The sequence below is a fragment of the Bacillus sp. FJAT-18017 genome (genome assembly GCF_001278805.1).
In the GTDB taxonomy this organism is placed as follows: domain Bacteria; phylum Bacillota; class Bacilli; order Bacillales; family Cytobacillaceae; genus Bacillus_D.
This window is the reverse complement of record NZ_CP012602.1, coordinates 53521-67500: the sequence shown is the minus strand read 5'-3', so window position 1 is coordinate 67500 and position 13980 is coordinate 53521. Positions and strand designations below refer to the sequence as shown.

At 45.1% G+C, this 13980-nt stretch carries 10 protein-coding genes and 2 rRNA genes (1 of these 12 only partly in view); all 12 read left to right on the top strand.

Annotated features, from left to right (window positions below; all coding sequences use genetic code 11):
* A 23S ribosomal RNA gene (locus AM500_RS00395) occupies positions 1-1509 on the top strand; it begins 1425 nt to the left of the window's first position.
* Positions 1510-1581: 72 nt separating this feature from the next.
* Positions 1582-1698 (top strand): 5S ribosomal RNA (rrf, locus tag AM500_RS00390).
* A gap of 475 nt (positions 1699-2173) precedes the next feature.
* Positions 2174-2635 (top strand): CtsR family transcriptional regulator, encoded by a 462-nt coding sequence (locus AM500_RS00385; protein WP_043931612.1) that lies wholly within the window; start codon positions 2174-2176, stop codon positions 2633-2635.
* A gap of 69 nt (positions 2636-2704) precedes the next feature.
* Positions 2705-3253 (top strand): protein-arginine kinase activator protein McsA, encoded by a 549-nt coding sequence (locus tag AM500_RS00380; protein ID WP_053597463.1) that lies wholly within the window; start codon positions 2705-2707, stop codon positions 3251-3253.
* Between the two features lies 1 nt (position 3254).
* The gene (locus tag AM500_RS00375) at positions 3255-4325 is read left to right on the top strand and encodes a protein-arginine kinase McsB (protein WP_053597462.1); all 1071 of its coding nucleotides are present in this window, start codon (positions 3255-3257) and stop codon (positions 4323-4325) included.
* A gap of 13 nt (positions 4326-4338) precedes the next feature.
* The gene (clpC, locus tag AM500_RS00370; protein WP_053597461.1) at positions 4339-6777 is read left to right on the top strand and encodes an ATP-dependent protease ATP-binding subunit ClpC; all 2439 of its coding nucleotides are present in this window, start codon (positions 4339-4341) and stop codon (positions 6775-6777) included.
* Positions 6778-7081: 304 nt separating this feature from the next.
* Entirely contained in the window at positions 7082-8455 is a 1374-nt protein-coding gene (gene radA / locus AM500_RS00365) for a DNA repair protein RadA (RefSeq protein ID WP_053597460.1), read from the top strand.
* A 112-nt stretch (positions 8456-8567) separates the two neighbouring features.
* Positions 8568-9650, top strand: a complete 1083-nt coding sequence (locus AM500_RS00360; protein ID WP_053597459.1) for a PIN/TRAM domain-containing protein — start codon at positions 8568-8570, stop codon at positions 9648-9650.
* Between the two features lie 208 nt (positions 9651-9858).
* The gene (gene ispD, locus AM500_RS00355; protein WP_053597458.1) at positions 9859-10542 is read left to right on the top strand and encodes a 2-C-methyl-D-erythritol 4-phosphate cytidylyltransferase; all 684 of its coding nucleotides are present in this window, start codon (positions 9859-9861) and stop codon (positions 10540-10542) included.
* Between the two features lie 59 nt (positions 10543-10601).
* On the top strand, positions 10602-11078 hold the full coding sequence (gene ispF / locus AM500_RS00350) for a 2-C-methyl-D-erythritol 2,4-cyclodiphosphate synthase (protein ID WP_053597457.1): 477 nt from the start codon (positions 10602-10604) through the stop codon (positions 11076-11078).
* A gap of 110 nt (positions 11079-11188) precedes the next feature.
* On the top strand, positions 11189-12646 hold the full coding sequence (gene gltX, locus AM500_RS00345; RefSeq protein ID WP_053597456.1) for a glutamate--tRNA ligase: 1458 nt from the start codon (positions 11189-11191) through the stop codon (positions 12644-12646).
* A 686-nt stretch (positions 12647-13332) separates the two neighbouring features.
* Positions 13333-13980, top strand: coding sequence for a serine O-acetyltransferase (cysE, locus tag AM500_RS00340; RefSeq protein ID WP_053597455.1), 648 nt, complete (start codon positions 13333-13335; stop codon positions 13978-13980).

Below are 13980 nucleotides of genomic sequence, written 5' to 3'. Positions count from 1 at the left end.
GGACAACAGGTTGATATTCCTGTACCACCTCTTCATCGTTTGAGCAATGGGGGGACGCAGGAGGATAGGGTAAGCGCACTATTGGACATGTGCGTCTAAGCAGTTAGGCTGGGAAGCAGGCAAATCCACTTCCCGTGAAGGCTGAGCTGTGACAGCGAGGGAAATTTAGTACCGAAGTTCCTGATTCCACACTGCCAAGAAAAGCCTCTAGCGAGATGAAAGGTGCCCGTACCGCAAACCGACACAGGTAGGCGAGGAGAGAATCCTAAGGTGAGCGAGAGAACTCTCGTTAAGGAACTCGGCAAAATGACCCCGTAACTTCGGGAGAAGGGGTGCTCTTTAGGGTTCATAGCCCTGAAGAGCCGCAGTGAATAGGCCCAGGCGACTGTTTAGCAAAAACACAGGTCTCTGCGAAGCCGCAAGGCGAAGTATAGGGGCTGACGCCTGCCCGGTGCTGGAAGGTTAAGAGGAGGGGTTAGCTCACGCGAAGCTCTGAATCGAAGCCCCAGTAAACGGCGGCCGTAACTATAACGGTCCTAAGGTAGCGAAATTCCTTGTCGGGTAAGTTCCGACCCGCACGAAAGGCGTAACGATCTGGGCACTGTCTCAACGAGAGACTCGGTGAAATTATAGTACCTGTGAAGATGCAGGTTACCCGCGACAGGACGGAAAGACCCCGTGGAGCTTTACTGCAGCCTGATATTGAATTTTGGTACAGCTTGTACAGGATAGGTAGGAGCCTGAGAAGCCGGAGCGCCAGCTTCGGTGGAGGCGTCGGTGGGATACTACCCTGGCTGTATTGAAATTCTAACCCGCACCCCTTATCGGGGTGGGAGACAGTGTCAGGCAGGCAGTTTGACTGGGGCGGTCGCCTCCTAAAATGTAACGGAGGCGCCCAAAGGTTCCCTCAGAATGGTTGGAAATCATTCGCAGAGTGTAAAGGCACAAGGGAGCTTGACTGCGAGACCTACAAGTCGAGCAGGGACGAAAGTCGGGCTTAGTGATCCGGTGGTTCCGCATGGAAGGGCCATCGCTCAACGGATAAAAGCTACCCCGGGGATAACAGGCTTATCTCCCCCAAGAGTCCACATCGACGGGGAGGTTTGGCACCTCGATGTCGGCTCATCGCATCCTGGGGCTGTAGTCGGTCCCAAGGGTTGGGCTGTTCGCCCATTAAAGCGGTACGCGAGCTGGGTTCAGAACGTCGTGAGACAGTTCGGTCCCTATCCGTCGTGGGCGCAGGAAATTTGAGAGGAGCTGTCCTTAGTACGAGAGGACCGGGATGGACGCACCGCTGGTGTACCAGTTGTCTTGCCAAAGGCATCGCTGGGTAGCTATGTGCGGACGGGATAAGTGCTGAAAGCATCTAAGCATGAAGCCCCCCTCAAGATGAGATTTCCCATTCGCAAGAAGTAAGATCCCTGAAAGATGATCAGGTTGATAGGTCAGAGGTGGAAGCGCGGCGACGTGTGGAGCTGACTGATACTAATAGATCGAGGACTTAACCATATTTGATTGCTTGATGTTCTTCTATTTCTTCCTTTACGATTACCCAGTTTTGAGGGAACAACCCTCATATAGTCTGGCAGTTATGGCGAGAAGGCCACACCCGTTCCCATCCCGAACACGGAAGTTAAGCTTCTCAGCGCCGATGGTAGTTGGGGCGTAAGCCCCTGTGAGAGTAGGACGCTGCCAGGCAACAAGTAAAGGGCAACCCAACACGGGTTGCCCTTTTTCGTATGCTTCTGAATAATAAATATAAGAGCATATAAGCGCATGGGGAACCACTCTATTTCTTTGAAAGCATCCTCCATCCTTAATTAAGAATTTCATCACATCATATCCTAATTGTTCTAACCTCACTATATTAAAACAATTTCAAAGAGTTTAATAAGAAAGATCTAACACTAACTGCTATCGGAAAAGCCTGCCAACAGGAAATGAGGCTTCTTCCAAACCTACAACGCTCATCTAATTACATTCTAAAGTTTGATTTTACAAAAAAAGGGGTAGAAGAAAAATTCCCCTCCCCAAATCCAAATATAATAACCCCCCCTAGTTTCATCATCCCAAGATTTGGAGAAAATATCAGTAAATCAAAAAATTGCACCTACATACTCGCATAATGTATAATTAATGTCAAAGATAGTCAAAGTCAGAAGGGGGTGGCAATTTGAGAAATATCTCTGACATCATTGAAAACTATTTAAAACAAGTACTTGAGCTAAGTGATGAAGATTTGGTGGAAATCAAGAGGAGTGAAATAGCAGATAAATTTCAATGCGTCCCTTCCCAAATCAACTACGTCATCAATACCAGATTTACTATCGAAAGAGGATATATTGTAGAGAGTAAACGTGGCGGTGGCGGCTATATCCGGATTATGAAGGTCCAATCAAACGACCATGCCCATCTGCTCGATCATGTATTATCAATAATCCGAGATCAGGTTAGCCAGCATGCGGCGGAAGGCGTAATTTACCGGCTTGTTGAAGAGGACGTCATCACTCATCGTGAAGCTAAAATCATGCTTAGCGTTATAGACAGATCAATTTTATATATAGACCTGCCATACAGAGATGAACTAAGAGCCCGCATGCTTAAGGCGATGCTGACCACGTTGAAGTATAAGTAGAGAATAAAGCTAAACGCTGGACAATTCCACTGTATAAAGTATAAAGAAGAGAATGCAAGAGGTGAGAATATGATATGTGATGAATGTAATCAACGACCTGCAACCATGCATTTTACAAGAGTGGTAAATGGAGAGAAAACCGAGGTTCATCTATGTCAGCAATGCGCTCAAGACAAAGGCGAAATGTTCATGATGCAAGGTGGTACGGGGTTTTCTTTAAATAATTTGCTTGCAGGCTTGTTGAACTTTGAAAATACCTATCAACATCAGGGGCATGGCGCAATAGATAAAGAGGAGTTCATTCAATGCCCATCCTGCTCAATGACGTTCCCTCAATTTGTAAAGGCGGGCCGGTTCGGCTGCACGGCGTGCTATGAAGCGTTCTCGGGACAATTAAAACCAATTATAAGAAGGGTCCACGGAGGCAATTGGAAGCATCATGGAAAAATACCCAAACGAGTAGGCGGTACACTGCATATTCGGAGACAATTGGAAGAGTCCAAGCAGAGGCTTAAAGACCTTATAACAAAAGAAGAGTTTGAAAAGGCGGCAAAAGTGCGGGATGAAATCCGATCGCTTGAGAATTTGATTAAGGGCACAAGCGAGGGAGGGGAATAACGTGTCACTGGAGAACTTTTTAAGTAATGCAGTAAGTTCTTGGATGAATGAGGATGGCCCGGACTCTGACATAGTATTGAGTTCGAGGATCAGGCTGGCAAGAAATCTATCTGATTATAAATTCCCAACTATGCTTTCCAATGAAGAGGGAAATGAAATTATTAAAAGATTTGAATCGATGATTCCTTCCAGTCCGACCCGATTAGGCAGGATGGAATTATTAAATATGCAGGACATTAACCCTCTTCAAAAAAGGGTTCTAGTTGAAAAACATTTAATTAGCCCAAACCTTGCTGAGGATTCTCCAAACGGGGCATGTGTGCTGTCTGAAAATGAAGAAGTTAGCATTATGGTTAACGAAGAGGACCATATCCGAATACAGTGCTTATTCCCAGGCTTTCAACTAGCTAAAGCTCTAGAGGCGGCAAATGAGATAGATGACTGGATTGAACAGCAGATCGAATACGCATATAGTGAAGAACATGGTTATCTTACAAGTTGCCCAACAAATGTCGGTACCGGGTTACGGGCGTCCGTTATGATGCACTTGCCAGGGCTTGTGTTAACAAAGCAAATAAATAATATTATTCCAGCAATAAACCAGCTTGGCTTGGTCGTCAGAGGCATATATGGTGAAGGAAGCCAGGCGCTCGGTAATATCTTTCAGATTTCAAACCAAATCACGCTTGGAAAATCTGAGGAAGATATCGTTGAGGACTTAATTAGCGTTGTTAGCCAGCTTATTGCCCAGGAAAGGTCTGCCCGCGACGCATTAGAGAAAACTTACAACATACAATTAGAAGATAGAGTTTACCGTTCATTTGGAGTTTTGTCGAATAGCAGAATAATTGAAACAAAAGAGGCTGCCAAGTGTTTATCCGATGTTAGGTTGGGAATTGATATGGGGTATATAAAAAATGTGTCAAGAACCATTTTGAATGAACTTATGATATTAACACAGCCCGGATTCCTCCAATTATATTCAGGCGGACCTTTACGGCCTGAAGAAAGGGACATCCGAAGAGCTTGCCTTATAAGAGAACGATTAAAACTTGAATTGGATACTAATTGAGGAGGAATCGATTATGATGTTTGGCCGTTTTACAGAAAGAGCCCAAAAGGTACTCGCATTGGCCCAGGAAGAAGCCATTCGGCTAGGCCATAATAATATTGGCACCGAACATATTTTATTAGGCCTCGTCCGGGAGGGAGAAGGAATTGCAGCCAAAGCACTTTATGGCTTAGGCCTGGGATCTGAAAAAATCCAGAAGGAAGTAGAGACTCTTATTGGCCGAGGACAAGAAATACCGCAAACCATCCATTACACACCAAGGGCCAAAAAGGTAATTGAGCTTTCGATGGATGAAGCGCGGAAACTGGGGCATTCTTATGTCGGTACTGAACATATTCTCCTGGGACTTATTCGTGAAGGTGAAGGAGTAGCCGCAAGGGTTCTTAATAACCTTGGTGTCAGCTTGAACAAAGCGCGCCAGCAGGTTCTCCAGCTTCTGGGCAGTAATGAATCCGGTGGTCACCCCGGGAGCACGTCTGTTAGTGCAAATACCCCTACTCTTGATGGCCTGGCAAGGGATTTGACAGCTATTGCAAGAGAAGGCAGCCTGGATCCCGTAATTGGCCGAAGTAAGGAAATTCAGCGAGTCATCGAAGTATTAAGCCGTAGAACGAAAAATAACCCCGTCCTCATTGGTGAGCCAGGGGTAGGTAAAACAGCAATTGCCGAAGGTCTTGCCCAGCAAATTGTTAACAATGAAGTTCCGGAAATCCTTAGGGATAAACGGGTTATGACACTTGATATGGGAACAGTGGTTGCCGGAACAAAATACCGTGGTGAATTCGAAGACCGACTGAAAAAAGTAATGGATGAAATCAGGCAGGCAGGAAATATCATACTTTTCATTGATGAACTGCATACATTAATTGGAGCCGGGGGAGCTGAAGGCGCGATTGATGCTTCGAACATACTGAAGCCATCCCTTGCTCGTGGTGAACTCCAATGTATCGGTGCGACAACACTTGATGAATACCGTAAATATATTGAAAAGGATGCCGCTCTTGAACGCCGTTTCCAGCCGATTCGGGTAGATGAACCGACTGCAGAAGAATCGGTTCAAATTCTGCAAGGGCTGCGTGACCGCTATGAGGCACACCATCGTGTAACTATTACTGATGAAGCCATTGAGGCAGCCGTCAAATTTTCAGACCGCTATATCTCAGACCGTTTCCTGCCGGATAAAGCAATCGACCTGATTGATGAGGCTGGCTCGAAGGTAAGACTGAGGTCATATACGACACCTCCAAATCTTAAAGAATTGGAAATGAAGCTTGAGGAAGTGCGTAAAGAAAAGGATGCCTCAGTCCAAAGCCAGGAATTCGAGAAGGCAGCTTCTCTGAGGGATTCTGAACAACGCCTTCGCGAACAGCTTGAGGAAACAAAGAAGAGTTGGAAAGAACAGCAAGGCAAGGAAAATAGTGAAGTGACGGTTGATGATATTGCCCATGTTGTGGCAAGCTGGACGGGAATACCGGTTTCAAGGCTTGCACAGACCGAGACAGAAAAGCTTTTGAACCTTGAAGAAATCCTTCATTCCAGGGTAATTGGCCAAGAGGAGGCAGTCAAGGCTGTATCAAAGGCCGTCCGCCGGGCGCGTGCTGGATTAAAGGATCCAAAAAGGCCAATCGGTTCATTCATTTTCCTTGGGCCTACTGGTGTTGGTAAAACTGAACTAGCCAGGGCACTTGCTGAAGCAATGTTCGGTGATGAAGATGCAATGATCCGGATTGATATGTCTGAGTACATGGAGAAGCATTCAACTTCCCGTCTGGTTGGCTCACCTCCAGGTTATGTCGGTTATGAAGAGGGCGGCCAGCTCACTGAAAAAGTTCGCCGCAAACCGTATTCAGTTGTACTTCTTGATGAGATAGAAAAAGCCCATCCAGATGTATTCAATATCCTTTTGCAGGTATTGGAGGATGGACGCCTGACTGATTCCAAAGGCCGTACTGTTGACTTCAGGAATACAGTGTTAATTATGACTTCCAACGTCGGTGCTGATGCGCTTAGACGAAATAAATATGTCGGCTTTACCGTTCAGGATGGAGAACAGGATTATAAGGACATGAAGGGCAAAGTATTAGAGGAATTGAAGAAAGCCTTCCGTCCGGAATTCCTTAACCGGATTGATGAAATGATCGTATTCCATTCACTGGAACGGAAGCATCTGAACGAAATTGTTACACTTATGTCTGACCAGCTAATCAAGCGCTTGAAAGAACAGGATATTACGCTCAAACTTACAGATGCAGCCAAAGAAAAAATTTCTGAGGAGGGCTATGATCCGGAATATGGGGCAAGACCATTGCGCAGGGCAATCCAGAAGCATATTGAAGATCGTCTGTCTGAGGAATTGCTTAAAGGTACATTATTGACTGGCCAGCATGTTATAATTGATGCAGATAATGGCGAGTTCACTGTAAAAACAGCAGCCGAGGAACCTGTCCAATAAAGTGAAACTTAATCGGTAGCTGGCTTTATCGCCACACTGATTGTTAGTCGCGCATGGCCCGAATGAATTTTCTAAAGGCTTAAGCCAGAGAAAAATCATATTTCATCAACCGGGCTTTTCCGGGCAGCTGGTCCCAAACTTTCCCCAAATAAATTGGGGGTCTTACTGCCTGTTAATGCGGGGGAAGTTCTGCTCCAACTGTGATTTCATAGTAATCCAGGGAGGTACACGCATATTTATCTGGCGGTACCTCCCTGTTTTTTTTGAAAATTACCGGCAGATAAAAGATAATGGAGAGGGTCTAATGGCAAAGCGAAAAACAAAGTTTATATGTAATAATTGTGGATATGAATCACCAAAATGGATGGGGAAATGTCCTGGTTGTGGCGAATGGAACACTATGGTTGAGGAAATCGAGCCTGCAGCAACCGGGAGAAGAGGAGCCTTCTCCCATTCTCAGGGAACAGCATCCAAGGCCGTTCCTATAACATCGGTTGAAACGGTTAGTGAACCAAGAATTTTTACAAATATGGCTGAATTGAACCGTGTTCTCGGTGGCGGGATCGTTAAAGGATCCTTAGTCCTGATAGGGGGTGACCCGGGTATAGGGAAATCCACACTCTTGCTGCAAGTATCCTCTGAGCTTGCCCAAAAGGAGCATACCGTCCTCTATATATCGGGTGAAGAGTCCCTGCGTCAAACAAAGCTCCGTTCTGAACGGATCGGTGTAGCTTCAGAAAACCTGCTCGTATATTCAGAGACAAACCTTGAAGAAATTAACCGGACAATTGAACAGACAAATCCTGAATTTGTAATCGTCGATTCGATTCAGACTATTTATCATCCAGAGGTCACTTCCGCACCGGGCAGTGTCTCCCAGGTAAGGGAATGCACATCCGAACTAATGAGGATTGGCAAGACAAAAGGGATTGCCATTTTTATTGTTGGACATGTCACAAAGGAAGGGAACATTGCAGGTCCAAGGCTCTTGGAACATATGGTTGATACTGTCCTATACTTTGAGGGTGAGCGGCACCATACGTACCGGATACTCCGAGCTGTTAAAAACCGCTTTGGATCAACAAATGAAATGGGCATTTTTGAAATGAAGGAAGCCGGCCTTGAGGAAGTAGAAAACCCTTCACAAATATTTTTGGAAGAGCGATCAAGAGGAGCCGCAGGATCGACTGTAGTAGCTTCAATGGAGGGGACGAGACCGGTACTTGTTGAAATTCAAGCATTGATTTCACCGACCAGCTTCGGCAATCCAAGAAGGATGGCAACAGGAATAGACCATAATCGCGTTCCCCTGTTAATGGCAGTACTTGAAAAAAGGGTAGGGATGCTTCTCCAAAACCAGGATGCCTATCTAAAGGTGGCAGGCGGTGTCAAGCTTGATGAACCAGCAATTGACCTTGCTGTGGCAGTTTCGATAGCGTCAAGCTTTAGGGATAAGCCGACAAAATCAACGGATTGCATTATTGGTGAAGTGGGTCTTACGGGTGAAGTGAGACGTGTGTCAAGAATAGAACAGCGGGTGCAAGAAGCAGCAAAGCTGGGTTTTGAAAGAGTCATTCTTCCTGCTAATAATCTAGGCGGCTGGACCGCGCCAAAGGGCCTGGAACTTATAGGGGTATCAACAGTGAGCCAAGCCTTAAAGGCTGCACTTGGTGAATAACCTTCCCAGGGGACCGATATTTTTGGGAGAGATGTTTTGTTTGAAAAAACGTGGCATATTTAAGGTTTCAATTCAGTGTTTTTGTTTATAATGAGTAAAAGGAGGTGAGGGAATGTTAAAACGTATCGTTCAAGCAAGTTTCCTGATTATCGGGGGAACCCTTGGGATCTTTACAATTCCGCTCTTATTGAATCTAGTAGGCGCTGACAAATTTCCATGGTTGAATAATTCTTATATGGCAGCCATTATCGGTGCACTTATTTTTTATCTTCTTACTTTTTGGGCTGTTGAATATGTGGTTGACTTTGTGAAATGGCTGGAAGACAGTCTTGTGAAAGTGCCGATAACCGATGTTTTATTTGGGAGTCTTGGACTAACTTTTGGGCTGATTGTCGCTTTTTTAGTCGGCTTTGCGCTTAATGCCATTGAAGTTCCGGTAATTAATACCGTTGCCCCTATCCTATTGACTCTCTTGTTTGGGTATCTGGGCTTTCAGGTGGGATTTAAAAAACGGGATGAACTGATGAATCTCTTTGGCAGCAAAAAGAAAAAGACAACAGAAGAGGAACTGGACAAACCATTCAAACATTCTCTTAAAATATTGGATACAAGTGTAATTATTGATGGACGAGTTGCTGATATCTGCCAAACTGGTTTCCTTGAGGGCACGATTGTCATTCCAAGGTTTGTCCTTCAGGAGCTTCAGCATATTGCTGATTCTTCTGATGTCCTAAAACGAAATCGGGGACGGCGTGGGCTTGATATCCTAAACCGGATACAAAAGGAAATTGCCGTAAACGTGGAAATTAATGAAAAGGATTACGAGGAAATCCAGGAAGTAGACAGCAAGCTTGTTAAACTTGCAAAAGATACCGGAGGCATCCTTGTAACCAATGATTTTAATTTGAACAAGGTATGTGAATTCCAGAATGTCTCTGTATTGAATATTAACGACCTTGCCAATGCAGTAAAGCCAGTCGTTCTGCCTGGTGAGGAATTAAATGTTCAAGTCATTAAGGATGGAAAAGAACACCATCAGGGCGTCGCATATCTGGATGATGGAACGATGATTGTAGTTGAGGAAGGTCGGGAATATATCGGAAAACGAATTGATGTACTGGTAACGAGCGTTCTTCAAACATCGGCTGGCAGAATGATTTTTGCAAAGCCAAAGCTTTTGGAAAAGGCCCTTTAATAGCACCCTTTATCCTGCAATACCGGGCAGTAAGTCTCTACTTTAGGATTAACTGCCCGTAAAAAAGCCTGATAGTGAAATAAGGAATTCCTTAGGCATTTAGCCTTTAGGTAAATCAATTGGGATATGCGATGCAAACAATCACTTGGGACGAAAAATACCCGGGGTTGAAAGTTCGCTTGATCTGATAAAAAAGTAGAGGTTTAAAATGGGTTATTACGTTATTCTTCCGGCAGCGGGCCGGGGCAAAAGGATGGGGGCTGATGTAAATAAGCTTCTTCTGAAAGTAGAAGGCATGCCAATCCTCATCCATACCTTGCTTGTTTTTGAAAAAGACAGCCAATGCGACGGATTCGTCCTTGCTATTAATCCACAGGAACGGACAGAAATAGAAGGGCTGCTAAAAGCTTATGCGATTAACAAGCCTGCCATATTTGTGGCAGGAGGAGCTGAACGTCAGCAAAGTGTTTTTAATGGCCTGGCCTTGGTTAATTCCAGCCTTGTGCTCGTTCATGATGCGGCCCGTCCTTTTATAACAACGGAGCAAATCTGCAGGCTTCTCGAGACAGCGGAACAGGACGGGGCAGCTGTGCTTGCTGTGCCTGTCAAGGATACTGTCAAAAAAGTAATAGAGGACCGTGTTGTGGAAACGATTGAACGTTCCAGCTTGTGGGCAGTCCAAACCCCACAAGCTTTTCGCATTTCCTTGCTTCGGGAAGCGCATGAGCGAGCGGAGAGAGAAGGATTTCTAGGGACAGATGACGCAAGCCTTGTAGAGAGGCTGGGACATCGCGTTTCTGTAGTATTTGGAGATTACAACAACATTAAATTGACGACAAAAGAGGACCTGGTCTTTGCTGAAGCCATTATAAGGCAGAAAGGGGCTCGCTGAATGCGGTAGAGAGGTTACCACCAGCAAGCAGATCACGTATAAAAAGGAGATAAACACGTATGTTTAGAATAGGACAGGGATTTGATGTACATCAATTAAAAGAGGGGCGCCCTCTCATTATCGGGGGAATTACAATTCCTTATGAAAAGGGATTAGCTGGGCATTCGGATGCAGACGTCCTTTTGCATACTGTGGCTGATGCATGCCTTGGAGCAATAGGGGAAGGTGATATTGGCAAGCATTTCCCGGATACTGATGAAGCTTTCAAGGATGCAGATTCAGCCAAGCTGCTTGAACAAGTATGGAAGCTAGTAAAAGAACAGGGGTATAGGTTGGTAAACGCAGATTGTACGATTATTGCCCAAAAGCCGAAGATGGCTCCCTATATTGAAGCGATAAGAACGAGAATAGCTGAGTTGCTGGAGGCTGAGCCTAGTCAAATTAATGTTAAGGCAACTACAACCGAGTGGCTTGGTTTTACAGGGCGCGGTGAGGGAATTGCTGCACAGGCTGTGGTTCTTTTAACAAAATCGTAGAAGTTGCTGGAAAAACGGATCTGGACATAGACTGCCCACTTTTCGCATTACAGCAAACAATGGTAAAATGAATAGCACAGATTAAACTTGAGCACTTTAGGAGGTTCATTATGTCAAATAAAGTTCGAGTTCGGTATGCTCCAAGCCCGACAGGACATTTACATATCGGAAACGCCCGCACAGCGCTGTTCAATTACTTGTTTGCACGCAGCCAGGGTGGGGCATTCATCATCAGGATTGAGGATACCGATAAGAAAAGAAATATCGAGGGCGGCGAACAAAGCCAGTTGAAATATTTGAATTGGCTGGGGATAGATTGGGATGAAAGTGTCGATAAAGATGGAGGTTTCGGCCCGTACAGGCAATCAGAACGCAATCATATTTATGAAGAATACTATACAAAGCTTTTGAGTGATGGCCATGCCTATAAATGTTACTGTACAGAGGAAGAGCTTGAGGCGGAGCGCGAGGAACAGTCGGCGCGCGGGGAAACACCTCGTTATTCCGGAAAATGCCGCCATCTTACTAATGAAGATAGGAAACGCCTGGAAAGTGAAGGAAGGCAGCCAAGTATCCGCCTTATTGTACCGGAAGGGAAAACATATACCTTCAATGATATGGTTAAAGGCGAAGTATCGTTTGAATCAGAAGGCATGGGTGACTGGGTCATGATTAAGAAGGACGGGACACCAACCTATAACTTTGCAGTTGCCATTGATGACCATCTGATGGAAGTAACCCATGTCCTGCGCGGTGACGATCATATCTCCAACACTCCGAAACAGTTGATGGTGTATGAAGCACTTGGCTGGGAACCGCCAGTATTTGGCCATATGACTCTAATTGTGAATGAAAGCAGGAAGAAGCTGAGCAAGCGGGATGAATCAATCATCCAATTCATTGAACAGTATGAAGAGCTCGGCTATTTACCGGAAGCACTTTTCAACTTTATTGGCCTGCTTGGCTGGTCTCCTGCTGGGGAAGAAGAACTATTCTCAAAAGAAGAATTTATTGAAAAGTTCGATCCTGCAAGACTTTCTAAATCTCCGGCCCTCTTTGATAAGCAAAAGCTTGCCTGGATGAACAACCAGTATATTAAAAAAGCAGACCTTGATAGGGTCGTCGATGTTTCGCTCCCGCATCTTATTAAAGCAGGGTTTGTAAGTGAAAACCTTGTTGGCAAGGAAATGGAATGGGTAGTCAGTCTGATTGGCCTCATGCAGGAAAAAATGAGTTATGGAGCCGAAATTGTCGAGCTAACCGATATATTTTTCCGTGATGATATTAATCCTGATGAGGAAGCAAAGGCAATCCTATCGGAAGAACAGGTTCCTGAGGTTCTAAGGGCGTTCAATGTTGAACTTGATAAGCTGGAAGAGTTTAAGGCTGAAGGTATTCAGGCTGCAATGAAGGCTGTCCAGAAATCGACTGGCCACAAAGGGAAGAAGTTGTTTATGCCAATCCGAATAGCTACAACCGGACAAACACATGGACCTGACCTTCCAAAGACACTTGAACTGCTTGGTAAGGAAAAAATTCAAATGAGATTGCTTTCAATTATTAGTTAACAATTGAAGGAAAATGGTATATAGTAGGAGTAATCAACAAAAGCGCAAGTGCCTGGTCATCGCTGTACAAACTGGAGGGGCTTCGACTGAGATAAAGGAATCACGAAGAGCGCGAGCGTGTTCGTGCATGACTTATCGCAAGGAGGAGGCCTGAAGTATGCTAGGCGATAGGCACTCCTCGAAAAAGCTATCGCTTTTTCTTCGTGCGATGATTTGCTGCCGAAGCTTTCCTTGTGGAGCTAGACGTAGACAATCTTGGTACAAAGACTATTCTTAGTCGCGAAATTTAAATTTTCTTAAATAAAATACCATGAAATCTAAGACGGGGAAAAGTAGGGAAACGATGCTTTAAAGAGAGAACCATCACCGGCTGAAAATGGTTTAAGCCTCTCGATTTTTGAAATGCACCCCTGAGTCCTGTTCCGAACCGGCAAAAAGCCCAGTAGGAAGCGGGCGGCACCCTTTCCGTTATAAGGTTTAAGTTGGGGCAAATTCCGCGTATGTATGGAATGCCCAAACAGAGTGGAACCGCGTGTATTAAGCGTCTCTGTCTATAAGGCAGAGGCGTTTTTTTATATAATAAAAGCCTTTTGTGATAGCCGTAATCAAGATATACCCTAGTTGCCGCTGTCCATTCCCAAAAAACTAAGTATACGGGATGATGGAATCGTTGGGAGGGAGAACAATTGTTTGAATTATTAAAAGAGGATATAAAAGTTGTTTTCGATCAGGATCCAGCTGCAAGGACCAAGTTTGAGGTCGTGCTGACATATTCAGGCTTGCATGCGATTTGGTCTCATCGAATCGCACACGCCTTGTTCAAGAGGAAATTTTTCTTTTTGGCCAGATTGATTTCACAAGTGAGCCGTTTTTTTACAGGGATAGAGATACATCCAGGAGCCAAAATTGGCCGGCGCTTATTTATAGACCATGGTATGGGTGTTGTTATTGGTGAAACCTGCGAAATTGGGAATAATGTTACAGTATACCAGGGAGTTACGCTGGGCGGAACCGGTAAGGAAAAAGGAAAGCGGCATCCGACAGTAAAAGATGGAGCATTGATTGCTGCCGGGGCAAAGGTGCTAGGATCAATAACCGTGGGCGAGCATGCGAAAATCGGAGCCGGGTCAGTTGTTTTGAAGGATGTTCCTGCCCATTCCACTGTTGTTGGAATTCCCGGAAAGATTGTGATCCAAAACGGTGTAAAGATTGGCAGGGAGCTTGATCATACTGATTTGCCAGACCCAACAGCTGACCGTTTTAGAGCATTGGAAAATGAACTTGCCCGCCTGAAGCAAGAACTGGAAGAGATTAAAGTGAAAGGAGCCAGATAA

Excerpts from the sequence above, each read along its gene's own strand:
- ispD (WP_053597458.1), top strand. The coding sequence starts at position 9,859 with ATGGGTTATTACGTTATTCTTCCGGCAGCGGGCCGGGGCAAAAGGATG.
- AM500_RS00380 (WP_053597463.1), top strand. The coding sequence starts at position 2,705 with ATGATATGTGATGAATGTAATCAACGACCTGCAACCATGCATTTTACA.
- AM500_RS00360 (WP_053597459.1), top strand. The coding sequence starts at position 8,568 with ATGTTAAAACGTATCGTTCAAGCAAGTTTCCTGATTATCGGGGGAACC.
- ispF (WP_053597457.1), top strand. The coding sequence starts at position 10,602 with ATGTTTAGAATAGGACAGGGATTTGATGTACATCAATTAAAAGAGGGG.
- radA (WP_053597460.1), top strand. The coding sequence starts at position 7,082 with ATGGCAAAGCGAAAAACAAAGTTTATATGTAATAATTGTGGATATGAA.
- gltX (WP_053597456.1), top strand. The coding sequence starts at position 11,189 with ATGTCAAATAAAGTTCGAGTTCGGTATGCTCCAAGCCCGACAGGACAT.
- clpC (WP_053597461.1), top strand. The coding sequence starts at position 4,339 with ATGATGTTTGGCCGTTTTACAGAAAGAGCCCAAAAGGTACTCGCATTG.